This is a genomic window from Halorubrum shenae, from assembly GCF_051194165.1.
Classification (GTDB): domain Archaea; phylum Halobacteriota; class Halobacteria; order Halobacteriales; family Haloferacaceae; genus Halorubrum.
This window is the reverse complement of the sequence record NZ_JBLZNI010000012.1, coordinates 43,098-67,443: the sequence shown is the minus strand read 5'-3', so window position 1 is coordinate 67,443 and position 24,346 is coordinate 43,098. Positions and strand designations below refer to the sequence as shown.

General features: G+C 59.9%; 30 protein-coding genes. 14 read left to right on the top strand and 16 right to left on the bottom strand.

The window, feature by feature from the left end; translation table 11 throughout:
* Positions 1-48: 48 nt before the first annotated feature.
* Positions 49-258 (bottom strand): DUF8131 family protein, encoded by a 210-nt coding sequence (locus ACNS88_RS13330; protein WP_435098547.1) that lies wholly within the window; start codon positions 256-258, stop codon positions 49-51.
* Positions 259-355: 97 nt separating this feature from the next.
* Between ACNS88_RS13330 and ACNS88_RS13325 the strand changes: the two genes are divergently transcribed.
* From ACNS88_RS13325 to ACNS88_RS13285, 9 genes are all read left to right on the top strand, one after another.
* Positions 356-532: a hypothetical protein gene (locus ACNS88_RS13325; protein ID WP_435098544.1), complete on the top strand. Its 177-nt coding sequence runs from the start codon at positions 356-358 to the stop codon at positions 530-532.
* Between the two features lie 7 nt (positions 533-539).
* Entirely contained in the window at positions 540-1,055 is a 516-nt protein-coding gene (locus ACNS88_RS13320; RefSeq protein ID WP_435098541.1) for a cytochrome c oxidase subunit II, read from the top strand.
* On the top strand, positions 1,052-2,842 hold the full coding sequence (locus ACNS88_RS13315; protein WP_435098538.1) for a b(o/a)3-type cytochrome-c oxidase subunit 1: 1,791 nt from the start codon (positions 1,052-1,054) through the stop codon (positions 2,840-2,842). Before ACNS88_RS13320 ends, ACNS88_RS13315 begins: the two co-directional genes overlap by 4 nt.
* A complete protein-coding gene (locus ACNS88_RS13310; RefSeq protein WP_435098535.1) occupies positions 2,839-3,054 on the top strand; it encodes a CbaC protein in 216 nt (71 codons plus the stop codon). Before ACNS88_RS13315 ends, ACNS88_RS13310 begins: the two co-directional genes overlap by 4 nt.
* A gap of 109 nt (positions 3,055-3,163) precedes the next feature.
* Complete coding sequence (locus ACNS88_RS13305) at positions 3,164-3,415, top strand: DUF7542 family protein (RefSeq protein ID WP_435098532.1); 252 nt, start codon at positions 3,164-3,166, stop codon at positions 3,413-3,415.
* 156 nt (positions 3,416-3,571) lie between these two features.
* Positions 3,572-3,814 carry a sulfurtransferase TusA family protein gene (locus ACNS88_RS13300; RefSeq protein ID WP_435098529.1) on the top strand — a complete coding sequence of 81 codons (243 nt, stop codon included), beginning with the start codon at positions 3,572-3,574 and terminating at the stop codon, positions 3,812-3,814.
* A gap of 1 nt (position 3,815) precedes the next feature.
* Complete coding sequence (locus ACNS88_RS13295) at positions 3,816-4,961, top strand: NAD(P)/FAD-dependent oxidoreductase (RefSeq protein ID WP_435098526.1); 1,146 nt, start codon at positions 3,816-3,818, stop codon at positions 4,959-4,961.
* Position 4,962: 1 nt separating this feature from the next.
* Complete coding sequence (locus ACNS88_RS13290) at positions 4,963-5,658, top strand: helical membrane plugin domain-containing protein (RefSeq protein ID WP_435098523.1); 696 nt, start codon at positions 4,963-4,965, stop codon at positions 5,656-5,658.
* A gap of 94 nt (positions 5,659-5,752) precedes the next feature.
* Positions 5,753-6,751 carry a Gfo/Idh/MocA family protein gene (locus tag ACNS88_RS13285; RefSeq protein WP_435098520.1) on the top strand — a complete coding sequence of 333 codons (999 nt, stop codon included), beginning with the start codon at positions 5,753-5,755 and terminating at the stop codon, positions 6,749-6,751.
* A 581-nt stretch (positions 6,752-7,332) separates the two neighbouring features.
* Here the strand turns inward: ACNS88_RS13285 and ACNS88_RS13280 are convergent.
* Positions 7,333-7,920, bottom strand: a complete 588-nt coding sequence (locus tag ACNS88_RS13280) for a DsrE/DsrF/DrsH-like family protein (RefSeq protein WP_435098517.1) — start codon at positions 7,918-7,920, stop codon at positions 7,333-7,335.
* 1 nt (position 7,921) lies between these two features.
* Positions 7,922-8,176, bottom strand: coding sequence for a sulfurtransferase TusA family protein (locus ACNS88_RS13275; protein WP_435098514.1), 255 nt, complete (start codon positions 8,174-8,176; stop codon positions 7,922-7,924).
* A gap of 224 nt (positions 8,177-8,400) precedes the next feature.
* Here ACNS88_RS13275 and ACNS88_RS13270 point away from each other — a divergent pair, with 224 nt between their 5' ends.
* The 4 genes from ACNS88_RS13270 to ACNS88_RS13255 all read left to right on the top strand — a co-directional run bounded on the left by ACNS88_RS13270 (position 8,401) and on the right by ACNS88_RS13255 (position 12,113).
* Positions 8,401-9,603, top strand: a complete 1,203-nt coding sequence (locus ACNS88_RS13270; RefSeq protein ID WP_435098511.1) for an MBL fold metallo-hydrolase — start codon at positions 8,401-8,403, stop codon at positions 9,601-9,603.
* A gap of 81 nt (positions 9,604-9,684) precedes the next feature.
* Positions 9,685-10,209: a YeeE/YedE family protein gene (locus ACNS88_RS13265; RefSeq protein WP_435098508.1), complete on the top strand. Its 525-nt coding sequence runs from the start codon at positions 9,685-9,687 to the stop codon at positions 10,207-10,209.
* Between the two features lie 17 nt (positions 10,210-10,226).
* A complete protein-coding gene (locus ACNS88_RS13260) occupies positions 10,227-10,661 on the top strand; it encodes a YeeE/YedE family protein (RefSeq protein WP_435098583.1) in 435 nt (144 codons plus the stop codon).
* 105 nt (positions 10,662-10,766) lie between these two features.
* A complete protein-coding gene (locus ACNS88_RS13255; protein WP_435098505.1) occupies positions 10,767-12,113 on the top strand; it encodes a M20 family metallopeptidase in 1,347 nt (448 codons plus the stop codon).
* Between the two features lie 358 nt (positions 12,114-12,471).
* Here ACNS88_RS13255 and ACNS88_RS13250 read toward each other — a convergent pair whose 3' ends face one another.
* Entirely contained in the window at positions 12,472-12,873 is a 402-nt protein-coding gene (locus ACNS88_RS13250) for a type II toxin-antitoxin system VapC family toxin (RefSeq protein WP_435098502.1), read from the bottom strand.
* Positions 12,870-13,022, bottom strand: coding sequence for a hypothetical protein (locus tag ACNS88_RS13245; RefSeq protein ID WP_006114452.1), 153 nt, complete (start codon positions 13,020-13,022; stop codon positions 12,870-12,872). The genes ACNS88_RS13250 and ACNS88_RS13245 overlap by 4 nt, the downstream gene beginning before the upstream one ends.
* A gap of 698 nt (positions 13,023-13,720) precedes the next feature.
* Between ACNS88_RS13245 and ACNS88_RS13240 the strand changes: the two genes are divergently transcribed.
* Positions 13,721-14,329, top strand: a complete 609-nt coding sequence (locus ACNS88_RS13240) for a DUF8426 domain-containing protein (RefSeq protein WP_435098498.1) — start codon at positions 13,721-13,723, stop codon at positions 14,327-14,329.
* A gap of 32 nt (positions 14,330-14,361) precedes the next feature.
* Here the strand turns inward: ACNS88_RS13240 and ACNS88_RS13235 are convergent, their stop codons facing one another.
* The 11 genes from ACNS88_RS13235 to xseA form a co-directional block, all read right to left on the bottom strand.
* Positions 14,362-15,039 carry a recombinase family protein gene (locus ACNS88_RS13235; RefSeq protein WP_435098495.1) on the bottom strand — a complete coding sequence of 226 codons (678 nt, stop codon included), beginning with the start codon at positions 15,037-15,039 and terminating at the stop codon, positions 14,362-14,364.
* The gene (locus ACNS88_RS13230; protein ID WP_435098492.1) at positions 15,032-15,214 is read right to left on the bottom strand and encodes a hypothetical protein; all 183 of its coding nucleotides are present in this window, start codon (positions 15,212-15,214) and stop codon (positions 15,032-15,034) included. The genes ACNS88_RS13235 and ACNS88_RS13230 overlap by 8 nt, the downstream gene beginning before the upstream one ends.
* Positions 15,215-15,475: 261 nt before the next feature.
* Positions 15,476-15,772 (bottom strand): DUF3006 family protein, encoded by a 297-nt coding sequence (locus ACNS88_RS13225; protein ID WP_435098489.1) that lies wholly within the window; start codon positions 15,770-15,772, stop codon positions 15,476-15,478.
* Positions 15,772-17,187: a lamin tail domain-containing protein gene (locus tag ACNS88_RS13220; protein WP_435098486.1), complete on the bottom strand. Its 1,416-nt coding sequence runs from the start codon at positions 17,185-17,187 to the stop codon at positions 15,772-15,774. Before ACNS88_RS13220 ends, ACNS88_RS13225 begins: the two co-directional genes overlap by 1 nt.
* A gap of 56 nt (positions 17,188-17,243) precedes the next feature.
* Positions 17,244-18,113: a hypothetical protein gene (locus tag ACNS88_RS13215; RefSeq protein WP_435098483.1), complete on the bottom strand. Its 870-nt coding sequence runs from the start codon at positions 18,111-18,113 to the stop codon at positions 17,244-17,246.
* A 243-nt stretch (positions 18,114-18,356) separates the two neighbouring features.
* Entirely contained in the window at positions 18,357-20,114 is a 1,758-nt protein-coding gene (locus ACNS88_RS13210) for a sensor histidine kinase (protein ID WP_435098480.1), read from the bottom strand.
* Between the two features lie 100 nt (positions 20,115-20,214).
* The gene (locus tag ACNS88_RS13205) at positions 20,215-21,006 is read right to left on the bottom strand and encodes a response regulator (protein WP_435098477.1); all 792 of its coding nucleotides are present in this window, start codon (positions 21,004-21,006) and stop codon (positions 20,215-20,217) included.
* A 139-nt stretch (positions 21,007-21,145) separates the two neighbouring features.
* A complete protein-coding gene (locus ACNS88_RS13200; RefSeq protein WP_435098474.1) occupies positions 21,146-21,511 on the bottom strand; it encodes a HalOD1 output domain-containing protein in 366 nt (121 codons plus the stop codon).
* Positions 21,512-21,572: 61 nt separating this feature from the next.
* Entirely contained in the window at positions 21,573-22,223 is a 651-nt protein-coding gene (locus ACNS88_RS13195; protein WP_435098471.1) for a helix-turn-helix domain-containing protein, read from the bottom strand.
* Between the two features lie 417 nt (positions 22,224-22,640).
* Complete coding sequence (locus ACNS88_RS13190; RefSeq protein WP_435098468.1) at positions 22,641-22,859, bottom strand: exodeoxyribonuclease VII small subunit; 219 nt, start codon at positions 22,857-22,859, stop codon at positions 22,641-22,643.
* A gap of 33 nt (positions 22,860-22,892) precedes the next feature.
* Positions 22,893-24,266: an exodeoxyribonuclease VII large subunit gene (xseA, locus tag ACNS88_RS13185; protein ID WP_435098465.1), complete on the bottom strand. Its 1,374-nt coding sequence runs from the start codon at positions 24,264-24,266 to the stop codon at positions 22,893-22,895.
* Positions 24,267-24,346 lie beyond the last annotated feature (80 nt).

Sequence of the window (24,346 nt, the reverse complement as noted above, 5' to 3'; positions counted from 1 at the left end):
AGCGGGACTCGGCGCGATCTGGTCGACGACGACCTCAGTTTCGGACGACTACGCCTGTTCAGGGTCCGCCGCTGTGTCGTCGTCACCGCTGATTCCGGGCAGGCTTCCGCCGGTGGCGACTCGGAGGCTCACCCAGATGAGCAGCACGTTCACCAGCGTGATCGCGACGAATATCTCCGACCGGTCCGCGATGAACACTACAGGGGGAACAAGCGCGCCGAGCACGAGGAGCAGAGCCTGTTGGATGGAGAAGTTCATGCCGTAACGTAGGGTAGCACCAACATATATAACACCCGTGTTTTCAGGGAGCGGGAACGGATAGACGTTATATACTTCCTACTCAATAACGGGACCCATGGGCCGGAACGATACCGCTCACGCGCCCACAGATGACGTGGGCGGTGATACTGAGGAGTTCGATCCGATCGGAACCCTCACGCTCATCGGGATATACTTCGTTATCCTGGTGCTTTCGTGGGTGTACATCTACTACATCGAGTTCCTCGGTCGAGATCTGATCGTTGTGGGGTGATTATTACATGCACATACACGCATACGAGAAGCTCTGGCTGGCGGTATCGCTGCTCCTGATACTGCTGCTTATCGGCTCCGTCACGTACGGCGCCGTCGGTCCCGGCGTCGCGATGGTGAGCGACACCGAGCCGGCGATCGACGCCGGCGGGCTCGACGAGGACGAGCGGTTCTCGGAGCCCCGCGTCGAACAGGTCGGCGAGAACGAGTACGAAGCGTACGTCGTCGCCTACCAGTTCGGGTTCAATCCGGACCCGATCGTCGTTCCGGAAAACAGTAGGGTGACGTTTTACATCACGTCCCGGGATGTGATTCACGGCTTCGAGGTCGCCGGGACGAACGCCAACACGATGGTCGTTCCCGGCGAAGTCTCTGAGATCACCGTCGAGACCGACGGACCGGAAGAGTACGGTCTCATCTGTAATGAGTACTGCGGCGCCGGCCACCACGTGATGGAAGGGAAAGTCCACGTGGTGAGCCAAGCCGAGTACGAGGCGCAGCAGAGCGGAGGTGACGGCGAATGAGCGAGGCCATCGAGGCCGAGCGGACGTTCGCCGACAAGTTCCCGGAAGAGGCGCGTATCGTTCGCGCCGCCTTGCTCAGTTCGTTCCTCGCGCTGGTGATCGGGGCGATTCTCGGGATCATCCAGACGCTCCACCGGACCGACGTGGCACGGATCATCCCGTCGACCGACTACTACACGGTGTTGACCGCACACGGGGTGTTCCTCGCGATCAGCTTCACGACGTTCTTCCTCGTCGGACTGTTCACGTGGGCGGTCGTGCGGAGTCTCGATCGACCGCTTCTCAACACCAAGATCACGTGGACGTGGTACGCGATCATGGCCGTCGGGATGACGATGACCGGCGTGGCGATCCTCGCCGGCTTCGTCGACTCGATCGATATGAGCGCGGACGTGCTGTTCACGTTCTACGCGCCGCTGCAGGCGCACCCGATGTTCTACGCGGGACTCGCCGTGTTCATCGTCGGGTCGTGGATCGCCGGCGCCGACTTCTTCCGGACGTGGCTCGCGTGGAAGCGCGAGAACCCGGACGAGCGGATTCCGCTACAGACGTTCATGGTGTTGACGACGATGGCGATGTGGTACATCGCGTCCTCCGCCGTGGCGGCCTCGGTGCTCATCTTCCTGCTGCCGTGGTCGCTCGGGCTGATCGATCAGGTGAACCCGACGCTGACCCGGACGCTGTTCTGGTTCTTCGGCCACCCGGTCGTGTACTTCTGGCTGATGCCGGCGTACCTGCTGTGGTACACCGTTCTGCCGAAGATCGCCGGTGGGCGGCTGTTCAGCGACCCGCTCGCACGCGTCGTGTTCGTGCTGTTCCTCCTGCTTTCGACTCCGGTCGGGATTCACCACCAGTACCTCGATCCGGGGATCGCGGAGGGGTTCAAATTCATCTCGATGACGAACACGATGTTCCTCCTGTTGCCGAGCCTGCTCACCGCGTTCACGGTCGTCGCGAGCGTCGAGTACGGCGCCCGCCAGCGCGGCGGCACCGGGCTGCTCGGATGGCTCACTGCACTCCCGTGGCGGAAGCCCGAGTTCACCGGGATGATGCTCGCGGGGCTGATGTTCGCGGCCGGCGGCTTCTCCGGGATGGTGAACGCCGGAATGAACATCAACTACATGATCCACAACACGATCTGGGTCCCGGGTCACTTCCACCTCACCGTGGGGACCGCCGTCGCGCTCACCTTCATGGCGGCCACCTACTGGATCTGGCCGCAGATCAGCAACAAGCCGATCTACAGCCGCACCATCGGACTGGTCCAGGTCGTCGTCTGGTTCGTCGGCATGGCGTTGATGTCGAACGCAATGCACGCACAGGGGATCATGGGCGTTCCGCGCCGAACCGCTGAACCCACGTACTCCGGGTTCGAGTACGCGACGATGTTCGGCGGGTACGAGGAGCTCAACATCCAGGTCGCGATCGGCGGGACGCTGCTTTTCGTCTCGACGATCCTGTTCATCGGAAACCTCGTGCTCACGATGGGGAATCCGAAGGTCTCTGGGCTCGCTGAGACGATACCGCCGGCGCTGTCCGGACCGGACGACTCGCCGCGCGTGCTCGACAACCTCCGTCTGTGGTTCGGCATCGCGCTCACGCTCGTCGTGCTCGCGTACGCGCTCCCGATCGCGGCGATCATCAGCCGCGGCGGGCTCCTCGGACCGGGCGTCGGCACGTATCCGGTGTGGCTTGCACCCACGCTCGATGCGCTTGCGAACACCGCGGCCTCGGTGTTCGGCGCGGTCGGCGACGCGTCCGCCTCGCTCGTCGAGGTGGTTCGATGACCGTCGACGTGAGTCGCGGCGGGCTCTTAGTGACGCTCGCGATTTTCGGCGTGATCATCTACGAGCTCCGCACGGTGTTGGACTTCGTGGGGATCGAACTCCCGATTATTCCCTACATGGGCATCGTCTTGGTTCTCGCCGGCCTTACGGTCTGGTTCATCACGCTGAAGGGCGGCTGGCGGACCGAACCCGAGGGCGACGAGCCGGCGTAGGATATCCGTCCGGCCTCGATCCGGCCTTCTGCCGTTTTTCCTGTCGGCGTCGCTCGTCGAGGTCGCTACCCATCGCACCAGTTATGCCGGAGTAACACAATATACATCTATGAATGAAACACGCGTTACGGTTCGGTGTAGCGACTGTTCGTTCGCGACGACTCACGACAGGCTCCGCGACGCGCGAACCGCCGTCGACGACCACGAGTCGACGACCGGTCACGACGTCGAGTGGAACATCGAGTCCATGGATGCGGGCGTCTCGAAGGCCGGCGCGGACGCCGGCGTTTGCGGTCGTCCCGGGTGTACGAACGAGGATTCCCCTCTCGTCGATCCGACGCCGCCGGAGCCGGAATCGTAGCCTGCAGTCAGCGCCGGAGTCTTCGTCAGCGCTGTCGCCGACGTTTTGGCGAATCTGCGATGAGATAGCGAATAAATATCCTCGTACAGAATGTTACTGTGTTGGAATCAATACACAATATTAAACCCGTAGAGCGCTAACGGGTACTTGTAACTCATGTCCACCATCGACATCGAACCCACCGACACCGTCGACGCCCGCGGAGCCGCCTGCCCCGGACCGCTGATGGACCTCATCGGGCGCGTCCGGTCCGCGAGCCCTGGCGACGTAATTCTGCTCTTAAGCGACAACGATCAGTCGCTGACCGACGTCTCCGAATGGGTCGACGAGACCGGCAACGAGCTGCTCGCGGTCGACGAATCGGGCGACGACTACAGCTTCTACGTGGAGGTCGCGTGAGATGCCCGACCGAATCGCTATCCTCGGCGGTGGCACGGGCGGGACGGTACTCGCGAACAACCTCGCCGAGCGGCTCGCCCCGGAGATCGACGCCGGTGACGTCGAAGTCACCCTGATAAACGACGGTCCGGACCACGTGTACAAGCCCGTGTGGCTGTACGTCCCGTTCGGTCAGCGCGAGCCCGACGACGGACGCCGCAAGCTTCGCGACCTCGTCGACGATCGGATCGACCTCGCGATCGACCGGGTGACCGAGATCGACACGGACGCCAAGGAACTCGCGCTCCGCGACGGGGCCGGCCCGCTCGACTACGACCACCTCGTCGTCGCGACGGGCTCGACGCTCGCCGACGACGAGATTCCGGGACTCGAAGCGGGCGGCCACGACTACTACTCGGAGTCCGGCTCGCTGGCCCTCAGAGACGAACTGCTCTCCATGACCGAGGGCCATCTCGTGTTAAGCGTCATCGGCACGCCGCACATGTGTCCGGCGGCGCCGCTGGAGTTCGTCTTCATGGCGGACGACTGGTTCCGTCAGCGCGGGCTGCGCGACGATATCGAGATCACGTACACCTACCCGATCAATCGCGTCCACGGCAACCCTCACATCGGCGAGTGGGCCGAGCCCATCATGGCGGAGCGAGACATCAACACGGAGACGTTCTTCAACGCCGAGTCGGTCGACCCCGACGCGAAGACGATCACCTCGATGGAGGGGACGGAGATCGACTACGACCTCCTCGCCGCGATCCCGCCGCACCGCGGCGTCGACGTGGTCGACGAGGCGGGGCTTGGCGACCGCGGCTGGGTCGACGTCGATAAACACACCTTGGAGGCCGAGCAGGCCGAGGACGTGTACGCGCTCGGGGACGCCGCGACGACCGGCGTGCCGAAGGCGGGCAGCGTCGCCCACTACCAGGCGGGCGTCGTGGCACAGCGCCTCGAGAGCGAGATCCGCGGTCGACCCGCGACCGCGGCGTACGACGGGAAGACACTGTGTTTCATCGAAACCGGGATGGACGCGGCGTCGTTCGTCGAGTTCGACTACGAGAATCCGCCGTCGCCCGCGCCGCCCTCGGAGAAGCTCCACTGGTCGAAGCTGGCGTACAACGAATCGTACTGGCTCACCGCACGGGGGTTGCTCTGAGATGACGGACGAGAGCACGGAAGCTGGAGACGAGGGAAGTTCGGGCGAAGAGGCGCTCGACAGCGACGACTTCGATCGCGACGACCTCGACCGCGACGACCTCGAATCGGTCATCGCCGAGAACCCCGAGGCGGTCGCGACGTTCGTCGACCGACTCGACGCGGTCAACGAGTTCCTCGACGTGGTCGCGCTCGGCGAGGGCGCGCTCACCGACGAGATGGTCGTCGAACTGGCGGGTACGGCCTCGACGCTCGCGGAGTCGGCGGACGGCCTCGCGACCGACGAGACCGTGGCGCTCGCGGAGACCGTCGGCGGGAACGGCGCGGAGCTCCAGGAGGCGATGGAGACGCTGATCACGCTCCAGCGGAGCGGCACGCTGGACGAACTGGCGGAACTCGCGGAAGTGGGGTCGCTCGCGACCGCCGCGCTCGACGACGAGATGGTCCGCTCGCTGGCCGGAACGGGCTCCGCGCTCGGCGAAGTAGCCGATACCGCCGCGGACGACGACGCCCGCGACGGACTGAAGGCACTGTTGGGAGGGGTCGGTGCCGCCCACCGGAGCGACCCGGAGCCGGTAGGGGCGCTCGGGCTCGCACGAGGCGTCCGCGATCCGGAGATCCAGTACGGGCTCGGCTACGTGCTCGCGATCTCGAAGGCGATCGGCCGGGAGCGCGCGGAGATCGCCGACGACTCGTGAAATCGTCGGCGCTCTCCGTATCGCCTATCCCGACCGGTCGAGTACTGCAGTCGAACCACCCGACTTTTTGATCGCCCGGAGCGTCGGCTGGGACATGGCAACACAAGACGACCAGCTCACGTTCGGTATTCTCGGGACGGCGGACATCGCGCGAAAAGCGGTTGTCCCGGCGATCGCGGCCGGCGATCACGCGCTCGGTGCGGTCGCGTCTCGGGACGGTGACCGCGCGGAGCGGTTCGCCGAGAATCACGCGATCCCGCGGAGCTACGGCACGTACGAGGCGCTGCTCGAAGATGACGGGATCGACGCGGTGTACGTCCCGCTCCCGAACGGGCTCCACGCCGAGTGGACGAAACGGGCGGCCGACGCGGGCCTCCACGTGCTCTGCGAGAAGCCGCTGGCGGTCGACGCCGCGGAGGCGCGCGAGGTGGCCGATCACTGCGAGGACCGAGGCGTCACCCTGATGGAGGGATTTATGTATCGGTACCACCCGCGCACCGAACGCGTCCTTGAACTCGTCGAGCGCGAGTTGGCCGACGTGCGCACGGTGACCGCGACGTTCCGGTTCCCGCTGTACGGCCGACCGAACGACGTGCGGCTGGACCCCGACCTCGCCGGCGGGTCGCTGATGGACGTGGGGTGTTACCCGGTCTCGCTCGTCAGGGCCGTCCTCGGCGAGCCGGACCGGGCCTACGCGCACACACACGACACCCGCGACGCCGGCGTCGACACGGAGCTCGCGGGCGTGCTGGAGTACGAGGACGGCCGATCGGCCCGAGTCGCCTCCGGCTTCGACACGCAGCTGGTCCAGCGCTACCGGATTGACGCCACTAACGGCTGGATCGCGGTCGAGCAGGCGTTCGATGCCCCCGACGACGAGCCCGTGAAGCTGACCTACGAGATCGACGGCCGGCGCGGGGTGGAGACGTTCGATCCGGTCGATCAGTACCGGCTGCAGGTAGCGCACTTCGCCGACGCGATCGCCGACGGCGACAGTCCGTTGACCGACGGGACGGAGGCGATCGCGACCATGCGAGTCATCGACGCGTTATCCGAGAGCGCTGCCGGAACCGAGTCGGTAGAGATCGAGTAGACGCCGTCAATGAGGACGACTTTTTGATCGATTACGGGAGTGGGTGTTGCAGATCGTCGGTGGCAAGAGCATATTTAAAAGCACATGAGCGACAGCGACGATCACTTATAAAGGACGGTGCGGTGGCGCGCCCCGGTGAGCGGCCCGCTGGGCCGCTCACCGACGGCGCGAGGGAGTCGGTCGTCCGGAGCAACGCGGAGGACGACCGACGAGGCTGGGGAGGTGTGAGGCGCGGTTGCGGTGCGGGGCGGGGTGGGACTCAAAGGGGCAGCCGCTAAGGGCGGCGCAGGCGACACAAGCACCGCAGCGAAGGAGCGAGAGCGACTGAGCGAGGAGCACAGCGAGCGTGCGCCGCCCTTAGCGGCTGGGGCTTTGGAAGTGTTCACCACAGAGTCGATCATGTATAAACAGCCGACAGCAACACTGCTCGATCACTTATAAATAATCACACCACCGTATCGATATACATACTCCCGCGATCGATCACCGCTGTGCCTGTACCGGTCGCTACAGGGCTAGAAAACGTCGGAGTATAAATATGTCAGCGGAGCCGACGAGCGAGAGAAGAGTCGGAGTCGCCGTCAGACGAGCAGCTGAATGTCCGCGTCGACCATGTCCTGGAACGCGGAGGCTGCGCCGACGCCGGTCGTGACGCCGTCGTAGAAGTCGTCTTCGTCGTAGCCGAGCAGGTCGATCGTCATCTGACACGCCTGCAGTTCGACGCCGCTCGCGAGCGACGTCTCGATGAGTTCTTCCACGGACGCGACGTCGTTGTCGTCGATCCGGTTGCGCATCATGCGCGAGGTCATCCGGTCCATACCGGGGAGCGCGCCGATTACGTTCGGGACCGGCATGTTCGGGTTCCCCACGGAGCTGAGCTGGAGGTCCTTCGAGTTCTCCTCGTGGAGGATTTCGAGGCCCCAGAACGTGTGGAAGATGGTGACGTCGTAGCCGAAGGCGGCGGCAGTGCTCCCGAGGATGAGCGGCGGGTACGCCATATCGAGGGTCCCCTTCGTGGCGATGATGACCATTTTCTGGGGACCGTCGTCGTCGACGTCGGCCCGGAGGTCAGACACCTCGGTCTCGAGTGCGTCGAGACGGGCCTGCAAGTCGGCGACGGCTTCGGGATCGAGGTCCTCGTTCGGCGACGACGGAGTGTCCGTACTCATCTCACTCAGTCTTCCGGACGTAGTGTTTGTACACGTCCGCTCCGCCCTCGGTCGCCTCTTTCTGATCGACGAGCTCGGCTCCGTCCGTCGATTCCGCCCACCCCGCGATATCGCTCATGCTCCCGGAGTCGGTGGCGACGATTTCGAGTACCTCGCCGGCGGTGAGGTCGTCGAACGCACCTTTGGTCTTGATCACGGGCATCGGGCAGTTCTGTCCTTTCACGTCCAGCGTCTCGGCTGCGGTTTCCGTACTCATTATTGATTCCCCCGTGTTGGGGCTACTATACAATACTGGACTGACCAGTATAAGTGTGTCGATACTTGTGGTTAGTTTGAAAGACTGAATTATTAATTCCGTAGTTGATACGTCTATTCCCGTGAGAGAACTACTGAAACCAACTTGAGGCCATAGTGTATTGTGTATATAGTGAATTACTATACGAACCCTTAAGTTGCTCCTCCCGTTACGTGTTACTGTACATGGATCCAGACGAGATGGACTTCCCGACCCCGGACTCGGATGTCGACTCGATCGCCCCGGAAACGCTCAAAAGCCGCATCGACGACGGCGAGTCAGTGACGCTGCTCGACACACGGATGTCGAGCGACTACGATGAGTGGCGGATCGACGGGCCGAACGTCGAGTCGATCAACGAGCCGTACTTCAAGTTCCTCGACGAGGAGATCGACGACGCGGTCCTCGCCCGCATCCCCGACGACGAACACGTCACCGTGCTCTGTGCGAAGGGCGGGGCCAGCGAGTACGTCGCGGGCGCGCTCGCCGACCGCGGCTACGACGTCGACCACCTCGAAGACGGAATGAACGGCTGGGCGTCGATCTACGAGACCCACGAGGTGACCGAGTACGACGGCCCGGGGACACTGCTCCAGTACCAGCGCCCCTCCAGCGGCTGTCTCGGCTACCTGCTGTACGACGGCGAGGAAGCCGCGATCGTCGACCCGCTCCGCGCGTTCACCGAGCGCTACCTCGCCGACGCCGACGAGCTCGGCGTCGAACTGACGTACGCGTTCGACACGCACGTACACGCCGACCACATCTCCGGGCTCCGCAATCTCGCCGACGAGGGCATCGAGGCGATGCTGCCGTCCGCCGCCGCCGACCGCGGCGTCACTTACACCGACGACGTCACGCTCGTCGAGGACGGCGACGAGTTCGCGGTGGGCGACGCGACCGTCGAGACGGTGTCCACGCCCGGTCACACGACCGGGATGACCTCCTACCTGCTCGGCGACAGCCTGCTCGCGACGGGCGACGGACTGTTCATCGAGAGCGTCGCCCGTCCCGACCTCGAAGAAGGCGACGAGGGCGCGCCCGAGGCCGCGCGGCTGCTCTACGACTCGCTACAGACCCGCGTGATGACGCTCGACGGCGACGTGCTCGTCGGCGGCGCGCACTTCAGCGACGCCGCCGAACCGGCGGCAGACGGCACCTACACCGCGCCGATCGGGGAACTCCGCGAGCGGATGGACGCGCTCTCGGCCGACGAAGACGAGTTCGTCGAGACCGTCCTCGCCGACATGCCCCCGCGTCCGGCCAACTACGAGGACATCATCGCGACGAACCTCGGGCAGAACGCCGTCGACGACGACGAGGCGTTCACCCTCGAGCTCGGGCCGAACAACTGCGCCGCGAGCCAAGATGCGCTCACGAGCGACGACTGATCCGACCGTGACCGTACCTCGCGAGCGGCGACGGACCGACATTCGGACCGGCGAACACACCGACACCGGGAGTGATACGCGGTGATCGACGCCGTCTTCGCCGACCTACTGGGTCCCCAGACCGTCGATGCGCTGTTCCCGAACGGGGTCTCCCGGTACGCGATCGGTGGGCTCCTCGTGGGGCTCGGAACGGTCCTGATCTACCTCGGAACGGGGATCACGGCCGGCGCGAGCACGTTCCTCGAATCGACCCTCTCGTACGTCTCGGGACAGTCTCGGTTCGCACAGTACCGGCCGTCCCGCGACTGGCGCGTTGTGTTCACCGTCGGGATCATCGGCGGCGCCGCGGTCTACGCGGTGATCTATCAAGGCGACCCGTGGTCGATCACCGGTAGCGGGTGGACCACTGAGGTGTCCGCCTGGCGGCTGTTCGCCGGCGGAATCCTCGTCGGGATCGGCACCCGTGTCGGGAAGGGATGCACCTCGGGCCACGGGATCTGCGGCGTCGGCTCGGTCTCCCGTACCTCGCTGGTCGGCGTGGCGACCTTCCTCGTCGTCGCGATCGTGACCGCGAACGTCGTCTCGGCGCTAGGGGTGGGACTGTGAGCCGACATCCCCTGTTCATGCCGCTGGTCCTCGTCGGCGGGCTCGTCTTCGGCTTCGGGCTCGGCTTCAGCCACATGGCGCGTCCGGAGGTCGTCATCGACTTCCTGACGTTCGAGGACTTCGGGCTCCTGTTCGTGATGTTCGGCGGCTCGATCGTCGCGGGACTCGCGTTCTGGACCGTTCCGAGGCTCCGCGAGTCCGCGCCGCTCACCGGTCGCCCCTTCGGTCGTCGACTGAAGTCGTTCGACCGCAACGTCCTGATCGGCGGCTCCATCTTCGGCGTCGGTTGGGGGTTGTCGGGCATCTGTCCCGGCGCCGCCTACGCCAGCCTCGGGATCGGTAACTGGCCGATCCTCTACGCCATCGGCGGGATGTTCATCGGCGCCTACGCGCAGGGCGTTTGGCGGAGCCGCGACACCGACGACCCCGCGGTGGCTCCGAGCGACGACTGACGCGGAGTACGAACGATACGGCCGATATCTTCTCCTCTTCGGGCTGCCATCCGTTCTGTCACTCAAGGCCGAATCGACCAACAAGCGGCGATCGCGATCCACGCCATGACACATGACACAGCAGACACGACCGAGGCGGCCGACCCGATCGACCCGATCGACGCAAGCAACGAGACCGACGACGGCGACGCAGCCGCGACCGCTCGCTCTGCCGACGGCGTCCCGTCGGTCTCGACTCAGCGCGTCGTCGACATCGCGACCGACCTACTGGCGATCGACACGCAGAATCCGCCCGGCGACGTACGCCCGGCGATCGAGTACGTCGAGGAGTTACTCTCGACGGCCGGCTTCGACACCGAGCGCGTCGCGACCGATCCGGCGAAACCGAACCTTATCGCGACGCTGTCGGGAGACTCCGATCGGGCCCTCCTGTACAACGGCCACGTGGACACCGTTCCGTTCGACCGCGAGGCGTGGGACCGCGACCCGCTCGGCAAACGCGACGGTGACCGGCTCTACGGCCGCGGTGCGACCGACATGAAGGGACCGCTCGCCGCGATGCTCGCGGCCGGTGAGGCGCTGGCCGCAGCCGACCGCGGCCCACCAGTGTCAGTCGCGTTCGCAGTCGTGAGCGACGAGGAGACCGGCGGCGACGCCGGCGTCGACACCCTCGTCGAACGCGGTGCGCTCGACCGGCTCGCCCCCGACGGCTGCGTCATCGGCGAGACGACCTGTTCGCGCGGGCGTCACTCCGTCACCGTGGCGGACCGCGGAAGCATCTGGCTGACGCTCCGCGCATCGGGCACTGCGGCGCACGGCTCCCGCCCGTCGCTTGGCGACAACGCGATCGACCGGCTCTGGGAAGCGAGCTCGCTTATCCGCTCACGGCTCTCCGCCCGCGAACTCTCCCTCGACAAGACGCTGCGACCGATCGTCGAGGAGTCCGTCGCGTTCTACGAGCCGACGCTCGGGGCAGACGCGGCCCGCGACCTCTTCGAACACCCGACCGTGAACCTCGGAACGATCGAGGGCGGCGACGCGGTGAACACCGTTCCCGATTCGGCGACTGCCCGCCTCGATATCCGGCTCACCGCCGGCGTCGACACCGCGGACGTGCTCGCCGACATCCGCGGGTGCCTCGCCGACTTTCCGGCGGTCTCCGTCGCCGACGCGAGCTGGTCGGTCGGGAGCCACGAGCCGATCGAGAGCCCGCTTGTCGAAGCCGTGACGCAGACCGCCGAGGACGCTGCCGACGACCGGATATACCGGCGGAGCGCGACCGGCGGCGGCGACGCGAAGACGTTCCGCCGCGCCGGGGTGCCGACCGTCGAGTTCGGGTTCGGCACCGATACGGTCCACGCCGTCGACGAGTACACGACCGTCGAAGCGCTGCGGCGGAACGCCGCGGTGTACGCCCGCCTCCCGACCGTGTGGAACGCGACGGTCTCGTAGCGGAGAACGCGGAGCGAACGGCGGTCGACCAAACGAGTCGTAGGAGGTGGAGCCGGGACGCGTCGCTGACGGACGTGAAGCTTCGAGCCGCCGAGTCGATCACCGCGACCACTCCCAGATCGAAGACGGCTGAGTACGAAGCGATCGCTCAGGGTCGGAAAAATGTGAAGAGGTGCAGATGGTCGTTGCTCGTTGCCGAACATCTGGCGCATGAGTAGTTGGCTGTATTTGATCTATGAACACAGTACGATCGATACAGAAACAGGGACAGCAAGCGGGGGCTTCCGTGTCGCTGTCGGTCAGGGGCGCACGGATCGTGACGTCAAACGAAATCGTCTCGGACAGGACGAACCCCGATTCATTCGTCTTCGTCGACCAATTGTTGGGGGAGTTCCGCACCGTGCTCGACCAGTTCGGTATCGAACGAGACGAGGGTTGCGTCGGTAGCGTCAGCCGCCGAGAGGATCATCGCGTCCATCGGGTACAACAACGTTTCCGATTGGAGGCGGTTCGCCGCCATCATGTCGGAGGCGTCGGGGAAAGTCACGGTCATGCGAGAGGTAACTCGATTCTCGATGGCCTCGATTCGATCTCGTTCGAACCGTTTCTTTTTGCTCAGAACACTCCGCAACTCCATGAGGCTGAGAACCGAAACGAGCGGGTCGTCGACTTGATCAAGCAGTTCGATTGCTTCATCAGACCGATCGGTATCCCGAGTAACTACTGCGACGAGAACGTTAGTGTCGAGGAGTACTCTCATAACCGTTCGCGGACGTCACGAACGGCTTCGACGGAGTCAACCTCGACATCGAGTCCCAGCTCTGAGAGTGCCTGTCCGAGCGGGACCGTCTCGTCATCATCGGGGTCCGAGGAAACGAACTCCTCGAAGTCGTCCGAAGTGAGACTCATACCCGACCTTGCCCACCAACTCGCAAAAGACTACTGGTGGTCCCGTTATCCGTGGTAATGGGGTACTACTCGAATTTACACCGACACCGAGCGACGTATCGGAGAGTAACAGTTCGCCGCCGTGGCTCCGTAGATGTAGTTGAGTCAGGTATAGTATCCGCACTCGTCCGGAGACCGTCGGCTTCCGTCTGCTCAACCGATGGCTGGATCGAGTTGGTCTGATCGTCGGTGACTGCCTCGGTCTCATCGAGCTGTCCGAAGAAGTCGTCCGAGTCGGTCGCTGCGACACCCTCAGGTCGGAGACGGCTGAGTACGAAGCGATCGCTCAGGGTCGGAAAAATGTGAAGAAGTGTCGATGTTCGTTACTCGTTGCCGAACATCTGGCGCATCATCAATAAAGTGGGACCCTAACGGGTACCTGACCCGATATGTTGCACTATATCCCTTGGTCAGACTTCGCGTGGCCTAATAGTCCTGATGACAGGGAAGAAAGAAGTTCACTAGAGTCGTTCGGATTGGCGTAGCGTTCTAAGTGCTACTTGTGCGATCGGAGGTTTGCGGTCAAATACTGTGCTCGCCTCGACAGCCACAACCATGGATCCGAACTTCGTGCGATTTCAACCAGAGGCAAAATCATCCCATATCAACCCAGATCATCTCGAAACACTTTAGTACAAGTCAACTCTTGGAAGTCATGTATGAAACTAGCCAAGGTCACAGCCGGTCACTGGAAGGACAGTGGGGATGATGCTGGTTTTTCACGGCGATACCAGTTTGCGGATGATTGCAGAGAAAAGAGCAAGATCGCAATTGGATTTATGTTCGACGAGGGAACGCCCCTCGATGCCAATACCACGACTGCAGACATCCGTGAATTAGGGACGACTGATCTGAAGGCGATGTACGAAAAAGAGGGGGTCAAAGAGGGCAAGGCTAAGAACGCTGCTGAGCAGATTATCCGCTTTCGTGATTGGCCGGCTGGTACTCCGCTGTTTCTCTACCTCGGCCGAAACACCGTCGATTCAATCGGTTACCTAAAGGGTTCATATGAGTATGAGTGGGACGGCCACTTCCATGACGAGTACGGCTACCCTCACGTTCGTGAGATTGAGTGGATAGATGTTCCACGAAAATTCTCCCGTAGTGAACTGCCAGATGACTTCCAAGGGTGGCTGACGAATCCCCAGACTGCTCTTGATTATACGGTGTCCCCCCGCTCCGAGGAGGCAGACTTCCTCGCTCTGAGTCGGGGGATTGGGAAAGCACTTGATGGCCTTGGTGAAGGTGAGCTCAGTATTCTTCGCTGAGATCACTGCTGGCCTCTCAGATATCGGGTTAGCTAACCACCGGTCTGCGTAGCTTCGACCTCCCTCAGATATCGCTCGCGTCGTTCCCAAACCCTTCGTGCTGTGTCCTTGTTTAGCCCGATCTCATTAGAGATTCCCCGCCACGAGAGCCCGTCTTCTCGAAGCGAGATGACCTCCAGTGCGTCGTCGAAGTCGGAGTCGGGGACCCAGTACTCTCCGTCATCGTCGAACTGGAGACCGAACGGCGGGCGACCGTGGTCGTAGCCGTTCTCGATCCGCTCTTTCGTTGCACGCTTCGAGCGCTCGATCTCCTTTCGTTTCTCGACGTCGTCGGTCGTCGCCTTAATCGACTGTTGTACGAGTTCCCAGTCGTCGTCGAGATCAACTGCGCGCCCGAGCTCGTGCGAATGCAGCTCCACGTTGGCGGCGTCGAGATCTAGGAGGAGCCGGAGACGTTCCTTCCGGTCACGTGAAAGGCGTGAGAGGTTCGGCACGACGACCGCGGCGACGTCGCCGTCACCGACGTGCTCCAGTAGCGACTGGTACTCCACACGGTCCTCGTCGAAGCCAGAGGCGTGTCGACCCTCGTTATACACCTTTACGAGGTCGAAGTCTTCTGCGTCAGCGTACTCCTTGACGTCACGGTGCTGGCGCTCCAGCGACTTCCCGTCTTGCGAGAGACGGATGTAGCCGACAGCTGTTTCACTCATCCTCATCGTCCACGATCGTCAGTTCGAACTTGTTCCCAGACGCGACTTCCCAGTCGAGTTTCTTCCCCTCCAAGTCGAACGACTCAGCGAGTCCCTTGGGAACAGTCGTTCTGTACTGCACGATCTCGCGGTCGCCACTCCTCGACGTCGTTTTCGTGACGGTGGTTTCGGGCATGCGTAATTAGTACTAATCGTAGCCATACACTTAGTGTTAATTAGGTGTGTCTCAGAAACCCACCTTTCTGAGACGATTAGATGAATTACAAATCTGTTGAGTACACCCACGACACCGACAGTACAGTAGTCGGATGTTCACAACAGTACAGCGGCCAAACTCGCTAGATGGTGATCAAGTATCTCCACCAAGACACGTCACAACCATCGTGAAAGACTCCACCAGAGTAACTCAAACACACCGTGGAGCGGTCAATCTCAATCAGGTGTCGTCGTCAGACGGTGGTCGTGTTGACAGCCGATCGAACCGATCTTGCGCTGCCGAGGATCGTTCTGTTGTTTCTTCAGGCTCGTACACTACTTCCTCAATGTCTCCATCACGAAGCGTTACTGTGAGGATTGCGTCGGCGTGCTGCGCATCTGGAGGGAACTGTGCCGCGTCGATCACGGCGTTTCCAACCTCGTCGCCATCCTGTTCGAAAAACACGGTTGCGTAGCCGTCTTCGACGTTGTCGATAACAGCGGTGTACGTGCCGTCGGGTAGCTCAACAGTCGGCATTAGTATCGTTCCTCCACGACACGCTCACCATCATCGGTCGTGACTATCACTGTATCGCCGTTGTTGTTCCATATTGCAGAGCCCGACCCCCAGTACAGTTCGGTTTCCGTATTGGTCCCGCTCCCAGTTCGAAGCGTTAGGGTTGCTTCTGGGCCGATCGTGACGCTATCAGGGATCGTGTAGGTGTGCCCAGCGTCATCAGCGACCGTCCACCCGGAGACATCAAGCGGGTCGTCTCCCGTGTTCTCGAAGACGATGTACTCGTCATTAAGGTTCTCCCGATCATCGCCTTCTGCATCGGCGTTGATTTCTGCGACTGCGAGCGTCGCGTTCTCAGTCGACGTCTCGTCATCAGCTTCTGTAGAGTCATCGCTCTCCCCAGAATCAATCGCACCGGCCCCAGCTCCGCCGAGCCGGTCGCGTTCAGTCACCGTGCCGCTTGTTCCCGGCGCGACAGTATCCCCGTCACGAAGCGCAAGGGGGTCTGTCGGCGCAGCCGCCTGGGTTTGAACGGAGACTGTGTTCCCGTCGCTCACAAGCACGATGTCGCCGTGCGTTGCGGTCCAATACGTCGGGATCGACCGATCCGACAATCGCTGTAGCACCTCATCGTTCGGGTGGCCGTACTGCGAATCATATGCGCTTGACACCACGACTGCTTCCGGCTGTACCGCATCAAGGAACGCTTCACTCGATGAGCTCGCAGAGCCGTGGTGTCCGGCTTTCAGCACCGTGGATTGTAACTGCTCGTCGTACCTCTCAACGAGGTATGCTTCCTGGTCGTCTTCGGCATCACCAGACAACAGGAAGCTTGTCTCTCCGTACGTGAGCTTCAACACGATGCTGTTCTCGTTGCGCGCTTCATTCTCTAGATACGGCTCCGGTGGCCCTAACACATCAACGGTGACCGCACCGAACGCAAGCGAGTCTCCTTCTCGCGTCTCGTACAGCGTCACATCGTGCTCCTCGATCGCATCAAGGTACTCGCCGTACGTTTGTGTGCTCGCGGCGATCCCGGGATCGTACACCGCGCCGACCCCGTCAGCTTCCGTCTCGTAGTAGTCGATGATCGCTGTGTTCCCACCAATGTGGTCAGCATCGTTGTGTGATGTGACGAGATGGTCGATCCGTGTAATGTCGTGGCGTTGTAGATATTCGAGGACGTACTCGCCGTCATCGTTGTAGTGGCCGGTATCAACGAGCATCGTCTCTCCATCCGGCTCAATAATGAGCGTACTCACTGATTGCCCGACATTGATGTAGTGGACTTCGACGGTCCCGTTTGTCGTCGCTACAGATTCTGTGTTATTCTCTGGTGTAGACTCTCCTGGTGTCGAATCACCAGGGGCCGCACCCGCACAACCAGCGAGCACGACCATTACCCCGACGACAACCAACAGCACCCCGCGTCTCATACACACCAGTCTGCCGGAAGCGTGTTGAGCGTTCGGGTGGCGTGCTCATCGTCGAATCAACCCGCACAGTCTGTGGAGCCCTGGTTTCGGTCAGCCAGTGCTCTCCTGCCACAGATGACTCCAACCATCACCAGCATTCCAGTCGTGAATCCTGTGCCGTGCGCAACGACGTTCACGAAGCGACGGCTCGCATCAAGTTCAACTTGGAACAACACAGCAATCAGGGCCACCACGATAACCCACCCGACACCCACAAGCACCCCCGCATCACGATCGTGGGCCCAGGCACGTCGCATCCGTTGAATCAGAGCTCTGTGATGCGCCCCGATTACGAACAGAATTACGCTTGTCACCCCAAGGGCGATTCCTGCGACTTCCGGCAGCACATCGGATGTGACCGACAGCACGGTGAGTGACGCAACTGTTACTGTCCCTGCCGTGACCACGCCAGCCGTATACCCGTACCACGCCGTCACTGCTCCAAGCAGTACTACGTACAACATTCCACCGAACGCACTCACCACCCCAGAAAACCCGCTTGCCGTCGTTATTCCCGCAACGACCTCCCACTGAAGCAGGAGTACCCAGTAATCAACGAACTTCGTCACTGGCGGTACAACCACAACGCAGCTAGCGGTAGCGAGCCAAAACGTGCATCGACGTCCTCGCTTGGCGAGCAGTGTGTATATCGAACCGACCACAACAGCGTACCACGCAACGTTCGACACGAGATGCGCCCAGCTGTCGTGGACCGCTGCTGCCGTCCATGCTGACACCAGCGACGGCTCCCCGTACGTGAACACAAACCCTGTCCGGAGTGATTCAGGGGCCAACAGATGGATCGCAATAAGGAGGCCACCTAGCCCAGCCAGTATCGTCACATCTACCGATTTTTTGAGTGTAGAGACAGGTGGGACTCCACTCATTGCCGTGGCGTAGCTAAGTCAGATGGAAAAATATCAATAAGTGGCTCTGTTGATATCCTCAACCAGTAATATGTTCTTAGCGTTCTGCTGAATGCAGAGCGCGAATGTGGTAGGAACCGAGTCCGATCTACGGGAGAGAGTGATCGCTCAGTACAGGGCGTCCACGTACCGATGCCAAACGCCGACCTCTCCACAGTATGTCAGTAGTAGCACGGAAGATACAGACGATAAATACAGTATATATTATTCCTTCCGTATAATTGGTAGCCTGACAACAAACACTACGCCCTCGGGCGGTGTATCAGCGGGTGTTTCAGTCTCAATAACGTCGCCTTCTTCGCGGTCTTCAATCGAGATGTCACCACCGTAGCTCTCTACCAGTGACTTGACGAGGTAGAGGCCAATTCCGGTACCCTCACTGTCGAGGCCCTTCTCCCCTTTGCCGAAGATGTCCTCCTTTGCGGCGTCAGAAATACCGGGGCCGTTATCTGCGACTCGAATATTGATATGTCCATCCTCTGTTTTCGATGATACTACAATAGTCGGAACCGCTTTGTCATTATGTTGAACTGCATTTTTCAGCAGGTTGCGGAACACGGAGCCTAACATTTCGTTGGCTCGTACAGATACCTGTTGTACCTCTGAAGCGGTGATGATGTTGGCGTCTGGATACGCCTCACGAAAATGTTTAACCTCAGACATTACTACTGAGCGGATACTGACTGGCTCAAGTTCTTGTTCTCCAGAGAGCATGACGGCTGCCATTTCTCGGGCTACCTTCGTGAGGTCAACTGCGTGCTCTGCGTTTTTACTGATTGTCTCCAAGTGTCTCCGTAACTCATCATCATCATCATCATCTATCGTGTCTGTAACCAGATCCGTATATCCGAGTATCAATTGGAGATTATTCCGGATGTCGTGACGCAACACTTCATTAAGAATATCAAGACTATCACGCTGCTCTTCAATACGCTGTCTGTACTCTCTTTCTGCCGTAATTTCATGTAGCACGAATGCACGGCGTCTCTCGGCGTCGCCAACTGTTGAGGCTGACACAGAAAAGCACCGTTTCTTACTGTTAGGTGTGATGGCAATCTCTGTCTTACCGTTAGCCATCTCCGTGAGCTGGTTGAGATTTTGATCTCCGACTGAGAAAGGAAAGTCGTCTGCCGGCAGACCGACGTACTCTGGGTCAGTATCAAACAGGTCATGGGCAGCGCCGTTGGCGTAAACGAGACGATCCTGATGATCAAGAACCATCGCAGCATCATCTATGTCTTCTAATAACGCCCTGCGTGCGATGGGAGTTAACTCCAGAAAATCGGCGTAGAATAGAGCCCAGAGGAAGGTCACGGATAGAATTGTACTCCCAGCCATAGTTACATTGTACAACAGGTCTGGATATGGCTCAAGTCCAGCGACCTCAATAATAGCCGCCAGATAGATGACTACGACACCGCTGAGTATTACACGGGCCTGTTGACGATACGCACCACTCTGGGTAAAATACGCTTCAAGAAACATTCCTAGCATAGCAGTGGCTGCGACAAATACCACGAAGAGGTGGGCTGCCCACCAGACGCCAAACTCATAGATTGGTGTCCCAGTCTGGATAACCGTCGGGGCACGGGTATAGAATAGGCCGCCGGGATTGAGTCCGATCACTAACGCTTCCAGACAGAGATAACCACCAATACTGCCTAGTACTATTGGTTGTTTGAGCCACGTCCGTTCAGTATACTCCACAGCGACATACATACCGGAGAATGCCACTACAACCGCAGCAAGCCACGAAACGCCCAACATACGTGGAGCAATCAACTGACTATTTACTCTGGTGCCTATTCCATAGCTAAGTATCCAGACGGCTGACCCGAGTCCGTGGATGACGAGTGGCTTGCCACCGGGGCTCGACCGATGTTGCCACGCAAACAGCGCGACACCTACTGAGATCAGAGCCGGAACCCCGAACAAGATTAGGTCAAACTGGGTCACACTCATATTAGGATAATTGCAAAATGTCATATAAATGGCGGCCATGTACCAATCGCGTACTTCCCCGCTACCTGTCAGGAAAGTCGTGCGAGATACAGAGTATTTACTAATCAGTCGCTGGTGTATCGGCCAGCGGTTTCGAGAGTTCAGTGAAATAGAACGCAATTCCACCGTTGTCTGCCGGATACGCCTCGATGTTGAACCAACCGTCGAGCTGGCAGAAGTATTCGACAAACGAGGTGGGTTCTCGTGTGTCCATGATCTGTCGATACTCTTCTTCGAACCGGGTGTTGAGTGCCTCGCTGAAGACCTCCCAGAAATCACGCCCGAGGAGATACTCCTCATCCATCTCGTAGAGTTCCTCAGCCTGGTGATTGACGAGGGTGAACCGCCAATTCGAGTCCACCTCGACGATGGCATCCGTTACGCGCTTAATGACTTCCCGGAGCCTTTGATCGCGTTGTTTGACTGCCTGGATGGACTGATAATGTTCGATAGCGTTCGAAACGGTGTTGGCAAGCACAGTATAACAGTCCGTGCAAAGTTGCTTCTGCAGGTAATCGGTAGCTCCCGCTGAAATCGCGTCACTTGCAATTTCCTCGGTGCCTTTCCCGGTGAACAGTATGAACGGGAGATCGGGATATTCGGCTCGAACCTTCTTTAGAAACTCAATACCGTTACAGCTGGGCATGTCGTAATCGGAAATAACGCAATCGAACGCTTGCTCGGAAAGTTTGTCCAACCCGTTGCTGGCGCTGGTCGCTTGCGCGATTTCGAACCGGTCGTCCTCACGCTGTAAGAACGCGGTGACCAGCTCCGTGAATTCGGACTCGTCATCGACGTGAAGGACCCGGAACGTTCCTTCTTCGGTTTCTTGGAATGGTGAGGTTGCTATCATTGTTCTCGCTTGAGGCTCGAAATCCAGTCGCAGATGCTACGTGCTACGATCTCGTCATATTCGACGGACACACCCCCCGGTCTCTCCCGCTGCTTGGCCTCCCAAACAGGGAGTCTTACAACAAAGACTACTGAGGTACTCACCCGACTATCACTTCAACTACGTCATCAGTTCCAATTGTGATTTTGCACCCATGATACTGGAAAGTCAGTCGGCTAACAGAAGAAAGATCAGCAGTACACAGCGCATCCAATGCATCGCCGTCGATGCTGTCATATAATGGATTAAGATCCAACAGGTCTATCTCAGTAACTTTCGAGATAATGGTGAGAACTGCGAAACTCGGTGTAGTTTGACCCGAGTCGTACTTTACACGATAGAAGTCCCCGTGTTGTTTAGACTCGTCAATAAACGCAATATCCGTCAGATCCCAACTTGACGCTGATTCCAATAGCTCTCCCTTTCCGGTTTGAGATTGATTAGCACCGTTAGATGTGCGTGCCATACCACCAATATGAGTGCCGGAAGGATGTCTATGGCCTTTTCGTGAGAAATGTGTTTTTACGCTACTGTTCAAGTTGCATAAGCGTGCTTGAGATCAATCGTCGAGTTCCCCTCTGTAGTCGAGAGCCAACGGCCTGCGGTGAAATTCCGAGTTCGTTCGCTATGTCTTGACGAGTCGCCTCGCGCGGAGAATCATAATACCCCAGCGTGAACGCGACTGTCATCGCTTCGCGCTGTGTATCGGTCAGGTTGTACTCTTGCCCCGATGTAAACGGCGAGAGTGCGTGAAGCTTCGTAAGCTCAAGGGGAATATCGTGGTCTCGACAGTACGACTGGAAGTCAGACAGAGCCTCTTGTGATTCAGCCCGAAACTCGAACGACCATTGGCTTTCATTCCCGAGCGCGGAAATGAGGCTCACGTCGTTTTCGATAATTGCGGTCAAGACGCTTTCATACGCTAAGTCCCAGTCGATGCGAATGAACGCCGCCTCATCAACGTCATCAATCACCCGAATGTCGTGGATGCCCGGGTGGGTGATATTCTCCATCGAGATGTTCTCGACCTCGACGTCTCGAACCCAAAAGTATGGGATGAGATATTCATTCGTCGGAACGACGCGGTCTAATTCGATTTCGGCGGCGGGAAACTCCGAGAAGACGGCAGCCAGCGGAAACTCACCGTCAGTCGTAGTGAACGTCGCTTCAATTGCCATGGAGAATATATGAGCGACTCTTGAAAAGGTGTACTGGCTAATTCATCGTCGCCGATGTTTGTTTTCTACTATGTCAGGGAGAGTAACTCCATATCAATTAGAATGTACTCCTCAGCGACCGGCTGATTCAGTACGGATCGAGCGGAAACAATGAACCTTCTGTGCTGTACTCACTTTCTGTACTAACGGATTCGAGTTACCACTTTGCTCGCACCTCAACTGGTGCCACATTCGCGCTCTGTATCTCGCACACTAATCCTGTCAGTTCTTAAGGATTTCAACAGAGCCCAAGAAGTCTGTCAGGCGCGGCTACCTGAATTCTATCCTCCGTAGGATACTACCGACACGACCCTGGGGGTTATAGTACAGATTCGTGAGAACTGTTCAGTCCTGTCTTACGCAAGGTCGTATACGGGGTCACTCCGCAGTCTCCTCATCTAGTTTGTCGCCGTCGATCTCGATGATGTCACCGTCACCGACATCAAGCGTATCTCGAAGCACCGTAAGCTTCTCATCTGCCTCCTCACGCAGTTCTTTGGCCGTCTCGAGTCCGACTTCACCGTCTTCAAGCGTTTCAGCGATTTCTTCAAGGCGATCAATTGTGCCGCCAATATCGACGTCGTCGTGCTGACTCATACCTGTGTGATTACCGCCCAGCCTTTTCAACCCTCAGAGAACACCCACGGCGAGTGCCAGCAACGTAAGCCCCAGCACAACGAGCAATACAATAACGGCAACTCGGAGGCGTCGAGCCTCACTCTGCCCGGCTTGTACGCGGGCGTCGGTTTCGATCTCGCGGTATCCATCCTCGATTCGAACTTCGAGTGACCCCAGCTCACGGTCAACGCGTGTCTGATACGCCGTGTCGATCCGCGATTCAAGCCCTCCTACTCGACGCTGCGCGGCCCGAACAGTCACCGCATCCGTCTCCACAGCATGTTCGAGGGCCTGGTACGCGTCATTCAGTCGGGTTTCGAGCGCAGTCAGCCGCGACGTGACGAGCGCTTCGTACGCGACCGTGATCCGGTGTTCAAGATCAGCGGTACGCTGTCGAGTCGCTTCCCGAGCCTGCGCTCGTTGTTGAAGCGTTTGGAGCCCGGCGTCAAGCCGTTGGGTGAGTGCCGCCACGCGGTCGGTGACGACCGAGGTGTAGGCACGATCCACTCGGTGTTCAATATCGGCGACGCGCTGGCGAACTGAACCGAGGTCCGGGGCGACCGCCACACCAGCGTCGGTTGGCGTCATCGACCGGTGATCCGCCACCGCCTCCGCGAGCGTCTCGTCATCTTCGTGCCCAACCGCAACGACTGTCGGTGTCGCACAATCAGCGATCGCCCGAACGACCGGTTCCTCATTGAAACACCATAGGTCCGCGTCAGCTCCCCCGCCACGCGTCACTACAATCACATCGATCGCCGAGTCCTGCTCTAGTCGCCGCACCGCGGTGACGAGAGAGGCGACTGCGGCCTCCCCTTGGACTGTTGCGCCACAGACTGTAATCGGAACCCCCGGATGGCGGGCTCGAACCGCTTCCTCGAAGTCACGGCGAGCGGACCCAGACAGCGAGGTCACAACCCCGATATGGCGCGGATACTCCGGGAGCGGTTGCGCCGCCGCCTCATCAAGCAATCCATCTTCCGCGAGCTCGGCCCGAAGCGCAGCGAGGTCCTCTGATCGATCCGATTCCCCGACCGGCCAGACATTCTTCACCGCAAGCTGTGTGCGGCCATCATCGTGATAGAAATCAACGGTTGCACGAACAATCGTCTCAGTTCCTTCCTCCAACTCATGGGTAACCGCCTCGCGCTGGTGGGCCCACATGATACACGAAATGGTAGCGTCATCGTCTAAATCGCGTAAATCGAAGAACGTCCCGAAGTCATACCGGTTAATGTCTGAGACCTCACCGACGACATATGACGGAAGCCGATCCTGCGCCGCATCCAACACCGACCCAATCTCTGCGTTGAGCTGTCCAACGGACCAGACATTCCCTTCTGGGACTGATGGACTTTCTGGGCGAGGATCGTGGGTGTCAGCCATCTGTTCTACGGTTTTGTCTCTCCCCGGCTTGAGTCTGGCTCTCTTCCGCGGATCTCTCTCGGAGTAGAGTTGCGTGTTCG

Coding starts and splice junctions, on each gene's coding strand:
- ACNS88_RS13330 (WP_435098547.1), bottom strand. CDS start 258: ATGAACTTCTCCATCCAACAGGCTCTGCTCCTCGTGCTCGGCGCGCTT.
- ACNS88_RS13325 (WP_435098544.1), top strand. CDS start 356: ATGGGCCGGAACGATACCGCTCACGCGCCCACAGATGACGTGGGCGGT.
- ACNS88_RS13320 (WP_435098541.1), top strand. CDS start 540: ATGCACATACACGCATACGAGAAGCTCTGGCTGGCGGTATCGCTGCTC.
- ACNS88_RS13315 (WP_435098538.1), top strand. CDS start 1,052: ATGAGCGAGGCCATCGAGGCCGAGCGGACGTTCGCCGACAAGTTCCCG.
- ACNS88_RS13310 (WP_435098535.1), top strand. CDS start 2,839: ATGACCGTCGACGTGAGTCGCGGCGGGCTCTTAGTGACGCTCGCGATT.
- ACNS88_RS13305 (WP_435098532.1), top strand. CDS start 3,164: ATGAATGAAACACGCGTTACGGTTCGGTGTAGCGACTGTTCGTTCGCG.
- ACNS88_RS13300 (WP_435098529.1), top strand. CDS start 3,572: ATGTCCACCATCGACATCGAACCCACCGACACCGTCGACGCCCGCGGA.
- ACNS88_RS13295 (WP_435098526.1), top strand. CDS start 3,816: ATGCCCGACCGAATCGCTATCCTCGGCGGTGGCACGGGCGGGACGGTA.
- ACNS88_RS13290 (WP_435098523.1), top strand. CDS start 4,963: ATGACGGACGAGAGCACGGAAGCTGGAGACGAGGGAAGTTCGGGCGAA.
- ACNS88_RS13285 (WP_435098520.1), top strand. CDS start 5,753: ATGGCAACACAAGACGACCAGCTCACGTTCGGTATTCTCGGGACGGCG.
- ACNS88_RS13280 (WP_435098517.1), bottom strand. CDS start 7,920: ATGAGTACGGACACTCCGTCGTCGCCGAACGAGGACCTCGATCCCGAA.
- ACNS88_RS13275 (WP_435098514.1), bottom strand. CDS start 8,176: ATGAGTACGGAAACCGCAGCCGAGACGCTGGACGTGAAAGGACAGAAC.
- ACNS88_RS13270 (WP_435098511.1), top strand. CDS start 8,401: ATGGATCCAGACGAGATGGACTTCCCGACCCCGGACTCGGATGTCGAC.
- ACNS88_RS13260 (WP_435098583.1), top strand. CDS start 10,227: ATGCCGCTGGTCCTCGTCGGCGGGCTCGTCTTCGGCTTCGGGCTCGGC.
- ACNS88_RS13255 (WP_435098505.1), top strand. CDS start 10,767: ATGACACATGACACAGCAGACACGACCGAGGCGGCCGACCCGATCGAC.
- ACNS88_RS13250 (WP_435098502.1), bottom strand. CDS start 12,873: ATGAGAGTACTCCTCGACACTAACGTTCTCGTCGCAGTAGTTACTCGG.
- ACNS88_RS13245 (WP_006114452.1), bottom strand. CDS start 13,022: ATGAGTCTCACTTCGGACGACTTCGAGGAGTTCGTTTCCTCGGACCCC.
- ACNS88_RS13240 (WP_435098498.1), top strand. CDS start 13,721: ATGAAACTAGCCAAGGTCACAGCCGGTCACTGGAAGGACAGTGGGGAT.
- ACNS88_RS13235 (WP_435098495.1), bottom strand. CDS start 15,039: ATGAGTGAAACAGCTGTCGGCTACATCCGTCTCTCGCAAGACGGGAAG.
- ACNS88_RS13230 (WP_435098492.1), bottom strand. CDS start 15,214: ATGCCCGAAACCACCGTCACGAAAACGACGTCGAGGAGTGGCGACCGC.
- ACNS88_RS13225 (WP_435098489.1), bottom strand. CDS start 15,772: ATGCCGACTGTTGAGCTACCCGACGGCACGTACACCGCTGTTATCGAC.
- ACNS88_RS13220 (WP_435098486.1), bottom strand. CDS start 17,187: ATGAGACGCGGGGTGCTGTTGGTTGTCGTCGGGGTAATGGTCGTGCTC.
- ACNS88_RS13215 (WP_435098483.1), bottom strand. CDS start 18,113: ATGAGTGGAGTCCCACCTGTCTCTACACTCAAAAAATCGGTAGATGTG.
- ACNS88_RS13210 (WP_435098480.1), bottom strand. CDS start 20,114: ATGAGTGTGACCCAGTTTGACCTAATCTTGTTCGGGGTTCCGGCTCTG.
- ACNS88_RS13205 (WP_435098477.1), bottom strand. CDS start 21,006: ATGATAGCAACCTCACCATTCCAAGAAACCGAAGAAGGAACGTTCCGG.
- ACNS88_RS13200 (WP_435098474.1), bottom strand. CDS start 21,511: ATGGCACGCACATCTAACGGTGCTAATCAATCTCAAACCGGAAAGGGA.
- ACNS88_RS13195 (WP_435098471.1), bottom strand. CDS start 22,223: ATGGCAATTGAAGCGACGTTCACTACGACTGACGGTGAGTTTCCGCTG.
- ACNS88_RS13190 (WP_435098468.1), bottom strand. CDS start 22,859: ATGAGTCAGCACGACGACGTCGATATTGGCGGCACAATTGATCGCCTT.
- xseA (WP_435098465.1), bottom strand. CDS start 24,266: ATGGCTGACACCCACGATCCTCGCCCAGAAAGTCCATCAGTCCCAGAA.